This window comes from Mucilaginibacter achroorhodeus, assembly GCF_007846095.1.
Classification (GTDB): domain Bacteria; phylum Bacteroidota; class Bacteroidia; order Sphingobacteriales; family Sphingobacteriaceae; genus Mucilaginibacter; species Mucilaginibacter achroorhodeus.
Genome location: NZ_VOEI01000002.1, coordinates 474,903 through 495,167, shown reverse-complemented (window position 1 = coordinate 495,167; position 20,265 = coordinate 474,903). Strand labels below are relative to the sequence as shown.

Below are 20,265 nucleotides of genomic sequence, written 5' to 3'. Positions count from 1 at the left end.
AGTCTAATTTTATGGTTACTTTTATCACCTACCTATTAAGCGCAACCGATGCCTGAGACACCCAAGAAGAACGAATTTGCAGAACAAGCAGAAGAAGTAACGGTTGAAGCCGACCCGAGGAATACATCGTCTGAATCTTTTCCTGTAATAGGGCTTGGCGGATCGGCAGGTTCTTTTCTGTCTTTTGAAAAATTTTTTTCTAAAATGCCGACAGATAGCGGGATGTCTTTTGTGGTTATCATGCATCTTGATCCAAATTACCGCAGTCATCTTGATGAAGTGTTTCAGCGTTTTACTGGCATGCCGGTATCTGAAGCCGTTGACGGTGTGGTTATCGAACCCAATAAAGTGTACCTCATACCCCGTAACAAAGATATGGGTATTCATAACCGGCGGTTATTATTAATGCCCGCATCTAAAAATAAAGGTGTACGCCAGCCAATAGATTTTTTTCTGCAAAGCCTTGCTGACGACCAATGGGGGAAAGGGGCGGGGGTTATATTCTCAGGCATGGGTTCTGATGGCGAAACCGGTATACGTATGCTTAAAGAAAAGCTTGGCGTAACTTTAGTTCAGGACCCCATGACTGCAGAATACGATAGCATGCCCAGGGCTGCCATTGGAACGGGCCTGGTTGATTTTGTGCTTGCGCCGGAGGAGATGCCAAATACCCTGATCCGTTACATGAACCATCCTGCGCTCGCACTGGATTCAGATCAGGAGCGGTTTGCCATGCAAACGGGTAATGCCGTGCAAAAAGTTTTGATGTTGCTACGGTCATACACCGGTAATGATTTTGCTCAATATAAGATGAGCACCATTACCAGAAGAATTGACAGGCGGATAGCTTATTATCAGTTAAAAGATTACGATAGTTACGTAGATCTGCTTAACGAGAACCCCCAGGAAATAAAAACACTTTTTAACGAACTATTAATAGGGGTTACCAAGTTTTTCAGAGATGAGGAAGCTTTTGACAGGTTAAAGTTAAAAGTATATAACCTGCTGAAAAATAAAAGCGCAGACGATCCAATACGTGTTTGGATCGCAGGATGCTCCACCGGGGAAGAAGCTTATTCTATTGCCATGATCATCATGGAATGCCAGGACCAGGAACCTAATCATATTCAGCGTAAAATACAGATCTACGCTACTGACCTGGATCAGGATGCCTTGGAGTATGCGCGGGCTGGTGTTTATCACAGTAATATTGCTGCTTACGTATCACCAGAGCGGCTGAAGAGGTTTTTTACCAAAAGGGGAAACGAATACATTGTGAACAAGCACATGCGGGAGATGATCGTGTTTGCTCAGCAAAACATCATCAAGGATGCGCCTTTTATACGTCTTGATCTGGTTTGCTGCCGTAATATGCTGATCTATTTTACCGCTGAACTTCAAAAAAGGATTATTCCGCTGTTCTATTACGCACTTAATCCAGGTGGTTTATTATTAATGGGGCCTGCCGAAACGATCGGGGGCTTTACTGATATGTTCTTATCGGTAGACCATAAATGGAAATTATTTGAACGGATTAAAGGTAATGTACAGGTAACCAGACTGGCCGATTTCCCTTTTAATGTTGCTCCTGTACCATTGCCAGAAAATAAAATAGATAAAAAAGCTCCTATGTTAAACCCAGTAAAGTCGGCAAATGATTTTTTTAATCAAGTTTTGATAGAACACCTTGCACCTGCTGCAATATTGGTAGATAGAAAAGGAACCATTTTATTTACAAATGGAAAAACCGATGAATTATTATCCTTTCCAAGCGGCCAGGCAACCATGAATATTCATAAAATGATACGGGAAGAGTTACGCTACCCGATAGACTATTGCATAAGTCAAACTTTGGCTGACGAAAAGAATGTGGCTGTGCGCGATGTAAAGCTAAAAGGTGAAAAATCTAATCAGTTGATAAACCTGCGTGCTGTTAGAGTTGAACAAGAAGGAATGCAAGATTCTGTGTTGTTGATTTTTGAAAAATTGATGGCTCCTGTAAAGCGTGGCGCCCGGATAAAGGCTGCAACTGCGGACGAATCTTCCCGGGTGTCTGAGCTTGAACGTGAACTCCTGTTTACACGGCAAAGATTAAATAATACCATTGAGCAAATGGAATCATCAATGGAAGAACTTAAATCAACAAACGAAGAATTGCAGAGCACAAATGAGGAATTGCAGAGTACTAATGAAGAATCGTTGACCACGAAAGAGGAAATGCAATCGTTAAATGAAGAGCTGATGACGATAAATGTGCAATATCAATCGAAGGCAGAAGAGCTTACACGGCTTAACAACGACATGAAAAACCTGCTCGACGTTACCGAGATCGGCACCATCTTCCTTGACAACAACTTAATTATTCTTCGATATACGCCACAGGTTAAAAAGTTATTTAACCTCATCTCAACTGATGTAGGGCGGCCTATTATGCATGTGGTAGATAATTTTGAACAATCACTTAAGGAAGATGATATCAGAGAAGTAATTGAGAAGCTTACGATCAAGGAAATAGACATGAGTACATATGACAAGGAATGGTACCGTGTCAGGATTATGCCTTACCGTACGTCTGATAATTTTATTTCAGGGGCTGTGATCACCTTTACGTTGATAACAGACTTTAAATTAATGCAGTCGCAACTAAACACACTTAAAGAGTATGCAGATGCGATGGCCGAACAATTTACCCAGGCAATGTGCAGGTTAGACAGATCATTGTCTGTCACATACGCAAACCGGGCATTTTTTAATTTTTTTGAAGTGCTTAGGACGGATGTGCTTGGAAAACCGCTGCCCGCTTTTCTTCGCCAGCGCTGGCAAACAGATGCAGCTACCGATACCTTAAATAAATGCATATCGACGGGAATGCCGCAAGAAGCGGCTATTTTGATACCCGGGAGGGACAAAGAAATAATTATCAGGTCTCGTCTTTTTGATGCTGAACTCAAAAGTGACATTTCATTAATGTTGTTTACGATCGATGACGAAACAATCAGCCAACCATAAAGGGGATAAATCATCGGGTGATGTTTACCTTCTCCAGCAACTGCAACTTCACCAGGCTGAGCTGGAAATGCAGAACGATGAACTGAGGTTAGCTAACGAACAGTTGGAACTGCAGCAGTTGAAATTTGCAGGTATCTACGACCTGGCCCCGATAGGATATTTTATTTTAGATCCTGAAGGAATAGTAAATGAGGTAAACAATGCCGGCATGAACATGTTGGGGACAACCAAACACAGGATTCTGAACAAGCGGCTGCACTCATTTTTGTCGCCGGAATACGCTGATCGCTACCACTTTTTTTTTCGGGATCTAATCAGGACCAAGACTAAGCAAAGTTGCCTGCTTAAATTACTTACAGAAAATGCTTCGGAAGTTTACGTACAGGTAGAAGGTATTGCTATATCTCCCGCGGACGCCATGCCGCTTCAGTGCGACATAGCCATGATCGATGTTACTGAACGCGTAAATGCCGACAAAAACCTGATTAAAACTAAAGAGCGGCTCGAACTCGCGCTCGAAGCTTCTGCCTCTGGCACATGGGAACTGGAACCGAATACCATGACCTTTCATCTGGATGATACTAACTTTCAAATATTTGCTATCGAAAACAAGGAATTTGACGATAAGTATCAAACCTTTATCAATATGGTTCACCCGGATGACCGTACAAGGGTTGATCAGCACTTTCGGAAATCATTAAATCAGCAAAGCGAAATCGATGTGGTCTGCAGATTTTTAAACTATGCCGGGAGCGAATGTTTTGCAAGTATTCGCGGCCACATCATTCACGAGGAGAACCAGCCCGACCGATTTATCGGTATCATGATGGATATTACGGAAAAAAGACGCATCGAGCAAGAATCCGCCCAATTAAAACATGATCAACAAACGGCTATTGCACTGGCCACATTGGCAGCCGAAGAAAACGAGCGAAAAAGGATAAGTGATGCCCTGCACGACGGGGTAAGCCAGTTGCTATACGGCATTCGTATCCGCCTGTCGGCTTTACAGACTGAAGATAATTTACCGGAGGTGAACGGGGTTAATGCGTTATTAGACGCCGTTATTGATGAAACCAGGAATTTATCCTTTCAACTGGCGCCCGCTATTCTCACAGATTTTGGATTGGGAGCAACTCTTGAAGAACTTTGCACGCGGCTGTCTACTGAGCACATGACCATAACAGGCAAACTCAGCGGTTTTGCCAGAAGGTTTTCACTTGATATTGAAATATGTATCTTTCGTATTATACAGGAATTGGTAAACAATGCTATGAAGCATTCAGGCGCCTCAAGAATTGCTATCGACGTACATAAGAATAAACTTATCGAGATCAATGTTACTGATAACGGAAGAGGTTTCCCCCGTACGGCCCCCCAGCAAGTACCAACCGGTGCAGGGCTTACAAGCATTCGGAATCGTGTAAATCTTTATAATGGTACATTAAAAATTGAATCGAACGCCGGCAGCGGTACATCAGTGACCGCGACGTTAAGTTATTTGAGAACTGATAAAGCAGATAGCATATGATACATATTATATTGGCCGAAGACCACCACATTGTTAGGGGAGGGATACGTTCCCTGCTGGAAAAAGAAAAAAACTTTTCAATTACAGGTGAAGCATCAAATGGCGAAGACGTGCTAAATTTACTGGAGAGAGGCGTTAAAGCAAATATTGTTCTGGCAGATATGAATATGCCACAAATAGGTGGGATTGAGCTTGCTGAAAAGCTTAAAACAAATTATCCTGAAGCAAAAGTGATCATTTTAAGTGCTATGGATAACGAGAAGTACGTATTAAAAGCTTTTAAAGCCGGTGCTAAGGGGTATCTGTTAAAAAGCGTCAGTCCGGACGAATTGGTATTTGCGATCAAACACACCCATCACTTTACGCAATACATTTGTTCAGATCTTTCAAGACGGTTCCTGAATAGATTGCTTGCACTTCCTGACCCTGTAACGCATAAAAACGTTCAGAACATCGATTTTTCGAACCGGGAAATTGAAATAATATCGTTATTGGGTGAGGGTTTTACTAACCAGGAAATTGCAGATAAATTATTTACCAGCAAACGAACTATTGAAAATCAGCGGCAGGCGATGATCGACAAAAGCGGCACTCGCAATACTATTGCACTTGTACGGTTTGCCATGCTTAATGCTATCATTTAAACTCTGGGAACAAATTTTATTTAGCATTTTGCTCATTTGCCTGTTTGCAATAAAGCTTTAGCAGGTTGTGGTGCTTTTCCAGTAATTCCACGTATTTATCTTTCCAGGTGAATCCTCGGCTTTCGTTAAAGGAATGATCATTCTCTGAAAATGATCTGACTGAGTCTGATGAGAAATTGAAATCCTCTGTGCTGAATAATTCCGGTAGGTCTTTTGAGAAATCACACCTTATCAGATTGCCTATTTTAATGATCTGACTTTTGTTTAGCTCCCTCCTTTGAAAAAAATTATATAACGATCTTCTGTTTATCTTAAGTTCTGAAGCCAGTGTACTGATACTGTAACCGCACCGTCTGATTCGATATTCTACTAATTGCCCATGATGTTTTTCCATACTCATTCTGTAAGCAGGACTAAAAATAGGCCTTTCGGTTTTTCGTTCTATAGTAAAATTACGCTCGAGATGTTGTATAACTACTCTGTTTTCTTGTAGCTGATGTATCAGAAGAAACTGATCTATTTAAAAATTCAATTTTATTTTAAAACAAAAAGCCTCTAAATCATACGATTTAGAGGCTTTTTAATTTCTTGCGGAGAGCTAGGGTTCAGAACCTTGGCTCTTATATATTGATTATCAGTAATTTACATTTTAAAAAGTTCCTTACTCTACGAATGACGCATTTAGCAAGTTTACTCTAATCGTTAAGTCAAATATAGCTAATTTTCAAGTATTTCAAAAGATGTTTCAATTTTTCTGTTTCCTAATTTGTTGATCAATTTTTTAAAAGATTTGGGATACTACATTTTTATAGACCATTGCTTTATAAATAGTTAGTAAATTTTTACACATTTTAAGCTTTTAGAGAAATGCTTATGTAAGTAATTTAGATTTCGAATTAAGCTATGGTTTTGGAAATTTATCCAAACCTTTTTTATCCACCCAAAGTCGGAATTTATTTCAAGAACTAATCAAATTTTTATACTTGATAAGCAACTATTACTAGTCAGTTTTAGGGTTGAAAAATTTTTCATTTTCCTCTTGATATCTTTTGACATCATCGGGTTTGAAATATCTGATGTCGGCCGTATGTCCTGCTTCCCACTGCGTAGTTCCCATACCATAAAAACTGGATAAAACATTCGGATGATAGGTGCCTTTTAACAACGCGATTATATCAAATGCAAACTCCGAAAAATAGCTTTCAGAGTGGGTGAGTTGCGTCTTAAAATACAGACCTTCGCTTACTTTCTTGCTTTTGGAGGTTGCCCAAAAGAATAATGATTTATTCGAGGATTTGCGATCTTCAGCGTCCCTTAGCAAAGATAGTTTTCCACTGTAGTATTTATCGAGGGTATCGATGCGTAGGATATACCCTCCGTAAAAACCCCGTAAGATTGATGCTTCAACCAGGGCATCCAGTGCTGCAAAATCCGTTTCATCTTCTTTCCGGAGTTCAAAGAAAACCGTAGCGCAAAAGAAATTCCCGGGTAGGTATAATTTAACAGGAGAATTAGCTGCATCTATGTAGGACATCAAAGGCTTTAGCTTAGCCAGCTGTTCAACAGCTTTCTCTACAGAGTTTTTCTTAAAGGCAGATTTTACCTCAATTACACCTCTAACATATTCCACCGGCACCGCCAGCGATCTTCCCTGTGAAGAAGCGTCCGAACTATTATCAACCCATAATATTGGTGATTCCAACTGATCGTAGATAATCACATCATAATGAACCATGTGCTGAGCGTTCGGCACCCCCTGAGAAATAATATAACCAGAAGTTACGCCATATCTTTTTGGCAAAAAGTTAATCAGCCATTGTCTAAACTCCGCTTCCGCTACCACGCCATGGCTAGTTTGAACAGCTTTTTTCGCGCTCAACGTGCGGGCCTTATCATAAGCAGCAAGCATTTCATCCCTTGCGGTAAGAAACTGTTTCCATCCCTGATTAGGGATCTGGACGTTAAGTGGAGAATGATTGTCAGACATAGCGTTTGGTTGTGGAATCTAATTTACCAATTTCATAATATGAGTGTTGGAATCGAGATGTTAAATTTTGGAATTAGAAAGAACATAAACAGATAGGTGGTTGTATTTGTCAATGCGAGGGGCGTCGTTAAATGTGGTACAGGTAAGCGCTATGCGCCAATTAAATAAAATTGAATAAAATGAGCTCTAATTTGATTGTTTTATCTGAATCCTTGAAATGCCGAAAAGTATATGAATACGAAGTTTCTTTTCGTTGTCCTTCAAATTTGAGGTATAGAGGGTGAGATTTTACTGTTTCGACAGCAGTTTCCATTATTTTAGTAAAACCAGATGCTGTTGTATTAAAAATAAGGAGGGCAGCTTTACCATCGCGCCAAATCACATATCGTTTAAAAAGCTGATCTAACGCCTTCGTTAGATGTGTTTTTCCTCCCCATAATTTACACTCTGCGACTAACAATACTTCTTTATTGCTGTTTCTGATCAAGATGTCACTTTTGCCAGATCCATGAAAGGTTTCACCCGTGGCAGTATGAGAATTTGAAATGGCATCTAAGTAATTAACGAAATAATCCCGATAGCGCTCTTCATCCATCTTGGTAGCCAAACTGCGATAGGCTTCCAAACCGGTACCCAATTGAAGCATGTAATCCAATATTTGAAAATACGCAACATTACTGATCCCAGAAATGGTTTCTTCTTTAAAGATGGGATCAGCCGGACTTCTCGAAAAATAGTTTTCTAATGTGAGATTTACTTCATCCTTGGTTTCTTCAATCGCGAAAGGCTTTTGATTATAGACCGTTAAATTGTACTTGCCGTTCTTCGCCTTCGTAGTATTGACCAATCCTACTGAAGGTAATTTGTCAAGGTGTTTGGCTATTGAATCAAGTAGATCGCCGGATCTTAAAAATACTTTCAACCAGACCTTCCCATCTCCAGATCTGATCTCAGTTTCAAATTTTTGTCCGGGTACATTCAAAGACTCTAAAGCTATTTCGTTTGATTCAGTTCGAGCGGTAAAAGGTGAGGCTTTATCCACTGATTTTTTATGCGAATCAATAATTTCTTTGCAGATGGTGTCCTGTGGATGATCTTTTGCCACTTCGTAAAGCATGGCCTTTGGCGCCCGCTTGTACACCATGTGTATCAGTTTGAGCAAATGATCATCCTTTAGATGATACTTGTTTTGACAGTGGGCGATTAATAAGATATCCAGGTCATGATTTAAGTCTTCTAATTTTTCTTGATCAGCGCCGCTAACTGATTGGAAAAAATGTTCCATGAATATACTGATCGCATGTGCAATGCTGGGATCTTCATCCAGCTTATTCCCGTGATCATACAGTAACCTGATAACCTCGCTAAATTTGCCTTGACTTAAATTTTGATAAATGATTTCTTGGGTTAACATTTGGCGCTTTGTGAATGGATTAAAGTTAAGGTGGTTAGTGCGGTAAAATTAGGCATAATTGCAAAATTGATCTTCATACTATTTCCGCCCGATCATCTGCTTTAAATAGCAACAATAAATGCAGGTTCTAAATTAGATCAATGCCCATCGTCATCAAATACTATATTAGGATTGCCGTACAAATGCATAGCAGCCCAACCTCGTGGCGAGTAAAATCCAAAGTATTCATCAAAACCTTTTTTTGCTGAAATTTGATTAGCTTGTTGAACGGCGAATGCAAGCCTATTCCCGCTTTTCAAGCTTTCCAAAAAGCTATCGAGCCAAATCCCTGTAATTGCGGGATTAAATCGCCAGGCGGGCGCTACAACCGCCTGATAGCCGAAAGATAAAATCTCATGAACTAGGGAAATCAGCTTTTGATTGAATATATCTTTAGTCATCGCGCCCGAATCGCAAATAAAAATAACAGCAATAAAACCAGTACCAAATACTCTGGCCACGCCCGACTCATTGATGAGTGCATGTCCGGCGTTTTGCCCCCTGGTATGTACAGACCTGAATCCTGTTACCGTTTTTGCACCATGGGCAACAAATACATTAATTAAGGCATTGAGTGCGGGTTTGGGATAAATAGTAGTTTGAATGGCCGTATTATATTTGCCTTCGATAACGGGTCGTAAGGTATTTTCCGCAATAAACAAAACCATGTCTTCATCAACTATGGGCACCCAGCAGGCGACGCTTAATTCTGACACTTTTTTTGTGAGAAGACTGCTATGAGCCGAGAAATATTCTAATGATATAATATTAGTAACAGGTTTATGAAACCCAATAAAATCATAGGGTTGTTCTTTTATATGGTCTTGTACCCGAACTTCGTGTTGTTCAATATTTTCAGGCTTTGTTTGATCAACTGGGATTTCTAAAAGATTTGGCGGGTAAGCCGCTAAATCAAAACTATAATAAACTAAAAGTTCCTCGTATGGAAATGGGCAATTCAACCTTGAAAACTCCAGTTCTTTCAGGTCGTCAATATAGTCACCTTCCTGCTGATTGATCGGATAGCCATTTTTTTCGTCAAAATAATAGTCAGGAAGCTTATTTAGCCAGTCACGCATCGCCTTGATGTCCCAATTCGATAATTTTTCAATGGCTGATCCTTTATTTTCATCAATATATAATGCATAAACTTTGTTATCAAACTCAAAAATCCAGGTTATAACCTGACCCGATTTTATAGGTATAGATTTTATTAATTCGGTTCCGTAGTTCTCTGAGAATGATTTACCATCTGCTTTGGTAATAAACTCCAGTGTTTCGCTGATTACTTTTTGATGGAAATTAAGTGTCTGGTCATTGATCACTAATCCACACAGTAACAAATTATCAATGTGCAAAGGATCAACTGAAAGGCTTGCAACGTTATTTGCTAACAGTTGCAGCGCAGTAATTTCTGCCGCATAATCTTCGGTACTTCGGGTTTCTAACGCCTTATTCAAAGAATCTTTTAATAAGTCAACAGAAGTCTCCTCATTAGGAAAAAACTGTCCCTGCATGTTTTTGAGGGTTGTAGGGTCGATGACCTTTTCAAATTCTGCTAAGAAAACTTTTAAGGACGCTGGTATAGTAATGTGGCCTCTTGATTCTATGTTTACCAAGTTGTATATAAGTGCGGTCCAAGGTAGCGCACCCTGTTGCCCATGCTCTGTAATTTGTAAGATATTGTTCGTTAAAAAGTCTTCCGCCAGTTGCATGTAGCCTTGCAGGCCATCTATATCTTCGAGCTTTGAGTTAAGGTAACTCAATGTAATTTGCTGCCGCTGATATGATTTTAGCGGCATCGAATTGAGGCTTTGAAAAAAGTTATCCGCCATATCGTTAAATCCAAAGTTTCGGAAAAATAACATGGCATTATAAAAACCGTCGAAAACCTGGTGCTCTTTAACAACGGATAAGGCGTTTAAAGCTGCGAAATAAGCGCCGCCATAGAACGCAGCATCATGGACACTTTTTTGTTTAGCAAAGCATTTAAATTGCACGAGCCAGCCCAGTAGGGGAACTCTTTCGTAGTTGAATGAATATGCCAGCGCTTCCTCGCTAAAATCACGTGCTTTCTGATAATGCCCATTATAGTTGAGCAAGTCCATTAAATTTAAAAACAGTGTGTACACTTCCTTCTCAAAATGTTCCAATCCTGCTGCTAAACCACTTATGATGGTCACTAATATGTATAGATCGTTAATTTGTTCCTCCGTATAAATACCAGGCCCGAAAGCTGCTGCCAGTGAAAAGAGATGTCTTATCAGGTTGTCGCGGTCTTCATCAGAAAGATCGTGCGTGAATTGAAAGGTTGATGGGCTTACCGGCCCACCTGCAGTCAATTTTTCATTAACCTCGTCCCATTGTTTCGTTGCTCTCTCATGATCAATCGGAGGCAAACCAGCTGGTTTATCTTCTTTAAATCCCTTTTTAGCAACCTTCCTACTTAAATTCAGTAAGTTGTTTACCAGCTGCACCATCCCGTCTATTCCAACTTTCTTAAAGTTTGAAAGTAGCGTCATGCGGGAATTCCTATTCGTTTTATCAACGGAGAAATAACTGAAGGTTAGTGGTGTCAAAAAATCAATCCTTTGGGTAATCAGTCTTTTTCCTTCAGGATCTTTTTCGTAATCCGTATTAAAATAATACAATTGTTTTAAGCAGTCTTCCAATTCAAACACCAAATTATTCATGCTGTCTCTGAGCGATTGCATTTCAGGATGTTGTGAAAATACAATGGGGGTGGCATCACCGGGAGATATTTTAAAATTCTCCATGTGCATGTTTTTCTGTAACTCGTACACCGGTGCAGGTTGATAGGCGAAAGACAAAAAGTTAGCATCAAATGTCTCATCGTCATGATAATATGGATAAGATGATAAGGCCTCCGAGTCAACTTTTCCAGCGCCTGCAACAAAAATCGCGCGGGTATATTTCCCGGTATCCAGGTAATTTTGCAGGAGTATAGCATCAAGTACCGGAAATTGGTCTAAAACCATGCCACTGAAAACCGGATGATTGGTGACCAGAATCCCCGTTATTTTTATTTGATCCAGCCCGGTTAGCTGTTTAATATTTTGTTGTACGATCCCGATGTTGCTTCTGAGTACGTTCCCCCTTTCAAAAAAGTGAACCATTTGTTCAGCTGTTGCTTCCGCTTCTAAAGGAAACTTTATTAAACAAAGTTCCATCACTACTAAGTGTTTCAGAGATTGGTAAATCAGCAAACCGTCGGTATTTAACTGGTCACTAATTTCTTTGAAGTCTATCTGATTAAAAGTGTATTTATGCTTTTCTTCGAGTGTATTAAGTTCTAATTCCAATAAATTTTTGAAATGCTTTAGTTGATTGGCCTTAGAAATAAAACCATCTATGATGCGGTCAAACTGGTACGCAAGATGCCCACCCACAGTAGCAACGAGGAACAAAAAATCATCTCCTATTTTAATAAACGGTTTCGCCCAAACGTCCATCGACTGACTTAGGGGCTGAGAAAGCCCATCGACAAAACGTTGAACAAATTCGGCTGGTAAACCACTTTCCTGAGTCAGAAAGGAAACTAAATGGACAATATTTATTTTAAATGGAATATCCTGATAATTTTGGCTCGCCGTTGCGCTATCGATTATAGCATCAACATCAAAGGAAAAGAAATACACGCGGACGTGTTCGAATAGCTTGAATAGGTCACTAACGAGGAGATGATCGGAATAATCTATTTTAATCAGGTGCAAATGAAAATGAAAAGTCAAAAAATCTGACTGGATCAGCATGTCCAAACCTGTTTGGTCTTTCGATGTACCACTATTATACTCAATAGTACCCTTATCTAACTTGTAGAAAGGTTTATTAATAGGTTTGCGGGGGAATTTAGTTGCAGTAACAAAGAACTCCGTTATAAGACTCCTTTGCCGCATTCTATTTGCGGCTTTGATTGCAAAATAATTTCCTGGTGTTTTTTTAAAAGTTATGGTATCTAAGTCTAATTCGATAGAAGCTGTTTCAAATTTGAACTCATCAAAATTAGTTTTCATAGCATTCAAAATAGATGCCACTTGCAATGCTCGCTGAAGTTGTTTGGTGACCTTGGCTTCAATGATGGGCGTTTGCTCCCGAACACTCAAATCGAGCTTTAACAGCAAACTGATAATTTCATTTGCAGCATCATTTACGGAATCACTAACATCTGTCGCTGCAACACTGGCTCCATTCATGTTTTTGAATTTGCCTTTAGCCAGAGAATTTATATCCTCGATACGACCATCGCTATCTTTTTGTTGTTGGCTGTGCTGCTCCTTAATTACCGTTAAATAATAGTAATTGGCCGATGCAATTATCCTTTCGATAAGGTCGGACGTATTCAGGCCGGTTTGCTTAAGGATTTCAGATATCTCAGATACCTGGTCTCCATAAATTTTATTTAGTTCCAGAAGCGCAGAAACCAGCTTTCCTCCGTTCTGATCATATTCTACTTCCCCCTTGTATTTATCTTTAATTGCGTTATCTATAATAGCCGTCACGTTTGTCCTGTCGAATAGATCATTAAATGGGTTTAAAAGATCACTTGCGCGGACTTCAATCTCAATTACTTGTGTTAGGGTGATTTTAGACATGTTGTAAGGTTTATGATCAAAACTAAATAATATTCCCGGCGCATAAATACATTTAATTATATTTAGGATATGCTGATCTACCTCGACCTGAATGTTATACTGGATCTAAAAAAAGATGACGGCGCACGGTTGCTATCATTTATAAAATCGGATCAAGACCGAAATATTTATTGTTTCTCAGAAGCACACCTACATGACCTAAGCTGGGATCAGACTGATGAGAAATATAGTGACATGGACTTGATCGCCCTGGTAGCAGGTGATCACTGTTTTAGTTTTGACGGCGAAGTTAAATTTCAATACGAAACGCCCCGGGAGTATTTTGACCGTTTTGAATGGAATCAAACCTTGCAGTTGCTGAATGAAGGTTCACCGGGATTTAATTTGATGACAGAAGTATTTAAATTAATCCCGCTGAGTTTTCGTCAAGCGATAGGTGATAATCCTTTGCCCGATGATATGCCCGATCAATTTAAAACCATACTCGATCAGACAACTAATTTTAATGAGTTTATTGATTTATTCTATGGCTTTACAAAAGATTTGAACGATCAACAGAAAAGCTTCAAAGCCTTGCTGCAATATTTACACCAACACAACTATGTTACCAACCCATTATATGCACTGGGAATAGAAGGATTTAACGGCACAGAGATCACGGACCGCGATACATTTCTTAGCAGCTATTCGACATTCTGCATGAAAAATATGGCAAACTCCAATATTTATGAAGCTTTTGTAAGAATGTATTATGTGCTGGAATATTTAGGCATAGTAAAAGGCAAACCGGCAAAACAAAAAATGCTCAACCTGGCCAATGATGGCAAACATGCCTTTTTCGGCGGCTACTGCGATATCGTCGTCTCTAAGGATGAGGATTTTTTAACTAAAGCCAGCTTCATGTATGAAGCCACTGACATTTATCCGCAATTGATGTCCGCTAAAGAATTTTATGAATGGGTAGAGGCTGGTCCCCGGCCTCATGATAATATGGCAGGGCTGACAGGTGAACTTTTAAGGCTAAACGAATTATCTTGCATCAACCAACACGAAAACGATAATACCAAATACACAACATATTCCTTATCTAAAATATACTTCGAGCACTTTAATATTTTGACTATCGGGGATGTTTCCGGTGAATACTTTTTCTATTTTTCAGCAGAAAAACGACGATTCAGCAAAGGAACGTTAGTCTTGCAAATCAAATTATTGACTGATCTGTTATTAGCGGACTTAGGACAAGACCTTCAAGAAAAAGGGGCATTTTATATTGAAGAAATGTCTGATAACAGTTGGCCCGGACGTGCCTGGCGTTATAGTGACTATATCGTCGAACTAATATTAAATGATGGTTTACACCTGACCTTCAATAGCATTCCTGATAAGCCACACGAAGAAAACAAATGATTAAAGCACTCTGGTACGTTATGACTAATTAAATCAAGGCGGTCTGTCTGAAGACGCCAATGAATCTTCAGAGTCTAGCATGCTCGTTAAAAAAAAGGAGGTTGCTGGAATGAAAGATTCTCTAAGGAATGCCTGGTAATAGCCGTGTTAAGAAAAAATAAAGAGTTTAAGAGGGTTAGGGAAATGGCAACCGTACAGCCTGTTAGAATAACCGCGCTGTCCGGTTAACAGTACCGTCTGTTCCCTGTAACTATTCTGATCAAGTCAGCAGGTTTACCGCATAATCATGTCATCTTACGATGTGAAAAACTAAATACAGCGATTCCATAAAAGCTAATTATTTTAGTGCTTCACAATTAACGGTTAAGATGGCAACGAACAGTAATGTATTTTCTCAGGGTAGTGGTGGCAGCTTTTACGAAAACGAAGTTCAAACGGGTTTTTTTGTTTCGTTTCTGTTAGGGCTGATCGTACCGGGAACGCAGGAAGGGACGATCACATACTATCGTCAGCAATCAGGCTCTTTAGGTTATCAGACCGATGACCTTTTGCTGTATTCCGTTGAAAACGGTGTGACTTCCAAAATCATCATGCAGATCAAACATAACCTGGTCATATCCGCTAAAGGGCAGATATTTCAGGAAGTGCTCGAGGCCGCCTGGAAGGACTTTAACAATAAAGATCTTTTTTCTTCCGCTACCGATAAGATATTCATTATAAAGAGTAACCTGACTTTGGATGAGAAGAACCATTTGAAGGTTATCCTGGATTGGGCCCGCGTAAAGAAAGCGCCTCCGGCAGATTTTATCAATGAAGTTTCCCGCATTCAGCAAAAGAAAAAATACTTTGATCTGATCCGGGGGATCATTGCCGACATTGAACCAGACCAAAAGATCGAGGACGCCGTTTACATCGACTTTCTAAAGACCTTATATGTTTTGGAGCTGGATTACGGAACGGACAACAGCCAGCAGAAAGCGATCCTTTACGGCCTGATCAATAACTATAAACAGAACGAAGACCTCAGTGCCGCGCAAATATGGAGCAGCCTTTCGTCTCACCTGATGGATGCGAACAGCAAAGGCGGTGTTTACGAAAAAAACGCACTGTCTGAAGAGTTCCGTTCGATCTTTAATACGGCGAACTATCAGCGGGAAGTACGCCAGTTGCAGCGCTTCGGTGCTCAAAAAGCGGAGATACTGGATGCCATAGAAGACACCATCGGCGGCTACTCGTTACGGCGTGATAACCTGACCGATGAAGTCAGGACATTGCTGAATGCCACCAACGTGGTCGTTATTGCCGGTGATCCGGGAACAGGGAAATCAGCAGTAGCCAAAGCCGTAATCAGTGAAATGCATAGTAGCTGCGATGGGTTCGTGCTTAATTTCAAGTCTGATGAATTAAGTTCGAATAGCCTGACGGCATACTTCAGCAGCTATCAGATACAGCATTCGCTCAAAGATATATTTTCATTATTTGGACTCTTTAAGTCGAACCTGATCTACATCGATGCAATGGAAAAGCTTTTGGAAGCAGATGGTTTAGCGGCAAACCAATTGCTCAGCGCTTTAAAATCCATTACGAATGTCAAGGTACTCATCACCTGCCGGAAATCAAACCTCGGCCTGATCGAGATGAAGTACCTGAGTCCTTTGAACTATGCCAAAACGGAGATCGCCGTACTCACCGAAGACGAGCTCACGAAAGTATATGAGGAGGTTCCGGCCTTGCGTGCTTTAGCCGGTAACCCCCGGCTTAAATCACTCATTCGTGTGCCAAAATATCTGGACTTCGCCTATCGGGCGATCGGGCAAAGCCATCAAAACCTGGATAATATCAGCGAAGCAGATTTCCGTGAATTGCTGTGGCAAACGATCATCGAAAACAAGATCAATGAATTTCATGACGGCCTGCCCGAGCGCCGGAGCCGGTTGTTCGTGCATGTCGCAGTAAACCGTTCCAAGCTGATGCGTCCTTTTACACCCGTCACCTTGGATGATCCGCTGGCGCTGGAAAAATTGCTTAAAGAAAATGTGATCCTTGAAAGCCACGATGGAGGGGAGTTTGTACCAGCCCATGATGTATTGGAAGATTGGGCCTTGATCAGGTACGTGGATGACTGTTTTCGGAAACAAACGGATCATCAGGCCTTCTTTGACGAGCTGGGGCAGGAACCCAGCATGCGCCGGGCTTACCGGCTTTGGGTGCAGTCTGTATTGCAGACAAGAGCGGCGGCAAAACTAACTTTTGTGATGGGACAGCTTTTTACCGCCGAACTGGATAGCTACTGGCGCGATGAGTCGCTGATCGCCATCCTGTATTCAGAATATTGCGCGGTGTTTTTTGAACAGTATCGTGCAGAACTGGTTAAAGATGACTATCGTTTTTTATTCCACCTGATACAAATTATGCGGACGGCCTGCCGGGAAAACATTGGCAACTTTTATGCGAAGAACTATCTCCCGAGGGGCTATGGCTGGGCTCCGGTATTCCAACTTATTTTAGCTGACTTTGAAAAGATCAACAATGAACAATATGACCTGATTTATCAAATACTCAGTGACTGGAGCAAGATTGTCAACAGCCAGGAGGAATTGCCCGAGGGTACGCGCACCGCCGGCCTGATCCTGTTAAAGCTCCTGGGTAAACATATCAGTTTAGATGGCTACAGGAATTCCGAAGCTGATGCCGCGGTGGAACTTTTATGCCTTTTCACCGGAGGATTGATCGAAGAAATTACAGCTATTATCAAAAGCGATAAACCCGAGGATAATGAGGAGGTAAACGAAGATGATCCTTATGCAGACAGCGATTATTTTTTTGAAGGAGACAAGCTAAAAACCAAGATCATCAAGGTGGCGCTCAATGGCCCTGTGTGTGCCCAGCTATGTAAGTATATGCCGGATACGGTCATTGCCCTGGCAAATGAGCATTGGTTCCATAGAACCTGCGCCGTTCGCTACCCAGAGACCGAACATGACCGGATGATGTACCAGATACATCGCCGGCCGGTAAGGTCAACGGATGTTAATGTTGATTTTGGTTTGCGGGGGGAAGACAGGTTGGAGTATTTCCCCGGCAGCGCCTACCAAACGCCTGCGCTGTGGTTGCTGAGGTATCATCCCTTAAAAGCAGCCATATTTATTACCGAAATGGTGAACTGGTGTGCCGAAAACTACCGCTATTCTGACTTTGCATCGGACGATACGATCGGGGTCACGACCCTTCATCTCAACGACGGTACGGAAGTCATTAATTATGGCAGTGATCATCTCTGGCAGGTATTTCGGGGCACAGGACGCGTATCGCCATATTTATTGCAATCTGTGCTGATGGCTTTAGAAAAGTACCTGCTGGAGCTTGGTGCTGAAGGTGAAAAGAACCGGGATGCCCTGAATAATTTGACTGATTTCCTTTTTAGGAACAGCGTATCGGTCATGACCACCGCGGTTATAGCGAGTGTCGCGCAGGCTTACCCTGCTATGGCAGACAATTTTGTTGTGCCGCTGTACGCAGACCATAAGTTCATCAGCTACGATATTTCACGTTTTGTACATGACAGGGAAAGCACCATGAATACTTTCCATGCCCTTCACGACCAGGAACGCCTGGCGGCGAACGGTTTGCCTCACCGTAAAAAATATTACGGCGGATTACGGCACTTTATCAATTTTTACTGTTTTAATTACGGCGCCGCCAACTTACAGTTGTTCGCGCTCTTCGACAAACTTCGGACAAATGCTGACCCGCAGGACCTGAATTGGCTAAAGATGCTGGATGAGATGGATATTCGCACCTGGAGAATTACCAAAACTGTCGAAAATCCCGAAAGTAGAAACTTCATTATTGAACCGGTCTATCACGACGATATTAAGGATTATGTTGCTGAACTCAAAGAGGAACAGGCAAAAATCGATGTGGAAAACACGCAGTTTAATTGGCTTCATAAGGTTCAAAAATGTGAATTGACGGCCGAGATTACCTATTGGCGCGAGGTCTACACTTACTACATCAGCCTTGAAAGCTACAGTATCATACATCATCGCCCGAGTATGGTCGCTGAAACAGGTATACGATACTTATGGACCGAATTAAAGGAAGAAGAAAAACATTGGAGTAAACAAACAACTTTTTCGATACTGGAAAAGAAAGTGGGTAAAGCTTACCGACCGTTCGATCTTGATCTTGGATTTTCATCGATTGATTTTGATTCGGCTATAGAGGTCTTTCCATTGTTAACTACGTTAGTGCAAGACGAGGAACAAAAAGAGTTTGAACGTCTCGCGCTGTATTTTCTGACTGCTCCATTCCAGGAGAACGATCCGGATGCCGACGATTTTTTTCAAGCCTTAAAAAAAGATATGTGGAATTTAAACGAAAGTTTAGCTTATAAAGGCCTCTATGGGCTTATCCGATTCGCTGAATTTTATAAAGAACACGCACCGAAAAGATTCCGGCCAAGGTCTGAAGCAGAGGAAGAAAAGTATTGGGAGGACTATAACACACTGATCGAATCGCTTATAAGCGAGACCGAAGCGATCCCGGAGATAGACAAAATTACAGCGGACACGCATGCACTGGAATATTTGATCAGAGCCACCAAAATATTGCCGGATAAAACAGACCTTCCGCTTGTCTATCAATTTACAGAAAAGGTATTCAACCTTTGTTTGGCCGAGATGTGGAAAGATAAAGATGACCTGGATCGATCTCAACTGAACTACCGCTTAAAGTGGGTCGTAGAGGAAAAAGTGAGTAGTTTGATATTCTGGAATCGAGGTGAACGCTCCAATCATTTGTTTGAGCACTTCATCAAAGCTGCACATAGCTTCATCAAGCTTAGTTCTGAAAGTAAAAAAAGTAAAGTAGGCGATTTTATTAAATTTTTCTTTAGCATAGCAGAAAAACTAATCAATATAGCGGACAAAAATTTGCCCTTGGACAAGCCGGAGGATACCAGCCATACCGTAGCTTGCTTTGCCGCTACTTGGACAAAGTTTGACGAGATCTCCCGTACATTAGGTTCAAAGCTTTTTGGCAGCACTATTTTGTTGAGCTGGGACATTACCTGGCGGCAAGATGTAATAAGTTGGCCACCCATCGAAAGTCAGCGCGAAAAATTCATCGAGTATATCAAATTATATGGTGAAGATAGCCTAAACGCCGTTGTGAATCTGCTAAGTCATATTGGTGATCAGACCCTATTGATGCCTATGCTAAACTGGCTTATAGAAAAACTGAAGGCAGAAAATATACGACCTGCCATTATGCTGATCAAGCATATCGAGCAATTGGTTGGCCGCGTATATTACAATCATTTGAACGAATTATTGCAGGACCAGACCTTGTTTACGAACTACCTGTGGTTACTCGACCAAATGGTAGAGCAACAGTCGTCAGATGCTTATTGGTTGCGTGAATTTATTGTTCATTTGAACATGGAAAAACGCCAAAGTTAAGATTCCTTGTGCTGTATTGATAAGGGCATATCGGTCCTTCGGGCTATGACAACTATCTTTAAAAGGTGATCGATGCCAACTATTATTGTGAGCTCTTTGACACATCTGACTAGTCATAAAGCTTTGGAAAAGGCTTAGCTACATACTATTAACATC

9 protein-coding genes are annotated in these 20,265 nt (G+C 41.0%); 5 read left to right on the top strand and 4 right to left on the bottom strand.

Going from position 1 to position 20,265, the window contains the following annotated elements:
- The first annotated feature begins 48 nt into the window (after nucleotides 1-48).
- Genes FPZ42_RS08100 through FPZ42_RS08090 form a run of 3 tightly spaced genes read left to right on the top strand, consistent with a single transcriptional unit; the run spans nucleotide 49 to nucleotide 5,184 of the window.
- Nucleotides 49-3,009: a CheR family methyltransferase gene (locus tag FPZ42_RS08100; RefSeq protein ID WP_146270169.1), complete on the top strand. Its 2,961-nt coding sequence runs from the start codon at nucleotides 49-51 to the stop codon at nucleotides 3,007-3,009.
- A complete protein-coding gene (locus tag FPZ42_RS08095) occupies nucleotides 2,984-4,540 on the top strand; it encodes a PAS domain-containing sensor histidine kinase (RefSeq protein WP_146270167.1) in 1,557 nt (518 codons plus the stop codon). Before FPZ42_RS08100 ends, FPZ42_RS08095 begins: the two co-directional genes overlap by 26 nt.
- A complete protein-coding gene (locus tag FPZ42_RS08090; RefSeq protein WP_146270165.1) occupies nucleotides 4,537-5,184 on the top strand; it encodes a response regulator transcription factor in 648 nt (215 codons plus the stop codon). Before FPZ42_RS08095 ends, FPZ42_RS08090 begins: the two co-directional genes overlap by 4 nt.
- Before the next feature lie 16 nt (nucleotides 5,185-5,200).
- Here FPZ42_RS08090 and FPZ42_RS08085 read toward each other — a convergent pair whose 3' ends face one another.
- The 4 genes from FPZ42_RS08085 to FPZ42_RS08070 all read right to left on the bottom strand — a co-directional run bounded on the left by FPZ42_RS08085 (nucleotide 5,201) and on the right by FPZ42_RS08070 (nucleotide 13,237).
- On the bottom strand, nucleotides 5,201-5,578 hold the full coding sequence (locus FPZ42_RS08085) for a hypothetical protein (protein ID WP_146270163.1): 378 nt from the start codon (nucleotides 5,576-5,578) through the stop codon (nucleotides 5,201-5,203).
- A 606-nt stretch (nucleotides 5,579-6,184) separates the two neighbouring features.
- On the bottom strand, nucleotides 6,185-7,171 hold the full coding sequence (locus tag FPZ42_RS08080; RefSeq protein ID WP_146270161.1) for a DUF6602 domain-containing protein: 987 nt from the start codon (nucleotides 7,169-7,171) through the stop codon (nucleotides 6,185-6,187).
- A 160-nt stretch (nucleotides 7,172-7,331) separates the two neighbouring features.
- Nucleotides 7,332-8,585, bottom strand: a complete 1,254-nt coding sequence (locus FPZ42_RS08075) for a hypothetical protein (protein WP_146270159.1) — start codon at nucleotides 8,583-8,585, stop codon at nucleotides 7,332-7,334.
- A gap of 137 nt (nucleotides 8,586-8,722) precedes the next feature.
- The gene (locus FPZ42_RS08070; protein ID WP_146270157.1) at nucleotides 8,723-13,237 is read right to left on the bottom strand and encodes a hypothetical protein; all 4,515 of its coding nucleotides are present in this window, start codon (nucleotides 13,235-13,237) and stop codon (nucleotides 8,723-8,725) included.
- Nucleotides 13,238-13,306: 69 nt separating this feature from the next.
- Here FPZ42_RS08070 and FPZ42_RS08065 point away from each other — a divergent pair, with 69 nt between their 5' ends.
- On the top strand, nucleotides 13,307-14,647 hold the full coding sequence (locus tag FPZ42_RS08065; RefSeq protein WP_146270155.1) for a hypothetical protein: 1,341 nt from the start codon (nucleotides 13,307-13,309) through the stop codon (nucleotides 14,645-14,647).
- A 368-nt stretch (nucleotides 14,648-15,015) separates the two neighbouring features.
- The gene (locus tag FPZ42_RS08060; protein WP_146270153.1) at nucleotides 15,016-20,109 is read left to right on the top strand and encodes an AAA family ATPase; all 5,094 of its coding nucleotides are present in this window, start codon (nucleotides 15,016-15,018) and stop codon (nucleotides 20,107-20,109) included.
- The last annotated feature ends 156 nt before the right edge of the window (nucleotides 20,110-20,265 follow it).

Excerpts from the sequence above, each read along its gene's own strand:
- FPZ42_RS08100 (WP_146270169.1), top strand. The coding sequence starts at position 49 with ATGCCTGAGACACCCAAGAAGAACGAATTTGCAGAACAAGCAGAAGAA.
- FPZ42_RS08095 (WP_146270167.1), top strand. The coding sequence starts at position 2,984 with ATGACGAAACAATCAGCCAACCATAAAGGGGATAAATCATCGGGTGAT.
- FPZ42_RS08090 (WP_146270165.1), top strand. The coding sequence starts at position 4,537 with ATGATACATATTATATTGGCCGAAGACCACCACATTGTTAGGGGAGGG.
- FPZ42_RS08085 (WP_146270163.1), bottom strand. The coding sequence starts at position 5,578 with ATGGAAAAACATCATGGGCAATTAGTAGAATATCGAATCAGACGGTGC.
- FPZ42_RS08080 (WP_146270161.1), bottom strand. The coding sequence starts at position 7,171 with ATGTCTGACAATCATTCTCCACTTAACGTCCAGATCCCTAATCAGGGA.
- FPZ42_RS08075 (WP_146270159.1), bottom strand. The coding sequence starts at position 8,585 with ATGTTAACCCAAGAAATCATTTATCAAAATTTAAGTCAAGGCAAATTT.
- FPZ42_RS08070 (WP_146270157.1), bottom strand. The coding sequence starts at position 13,237 with ATGTCTAAAATCACCCTAACACAAGTAATTGAGATTGAAGTCCGCGCA.
- FPZ42_RS08065 (WP_146270155.1), top strand. The coding sequence starts at position 13,307 with ATGCTGATCTACCTCGACCTGAATGTTATACTGGATCTAAAAAAAGAT.
- FPZ42_RS08060 (WP_146270153.1), top strand. The coding sequence starts at position 15,016 with ATGGCAACGAACAGTAATGTATTTTCTCAGGGTAGTGGTGGCAGCTTT.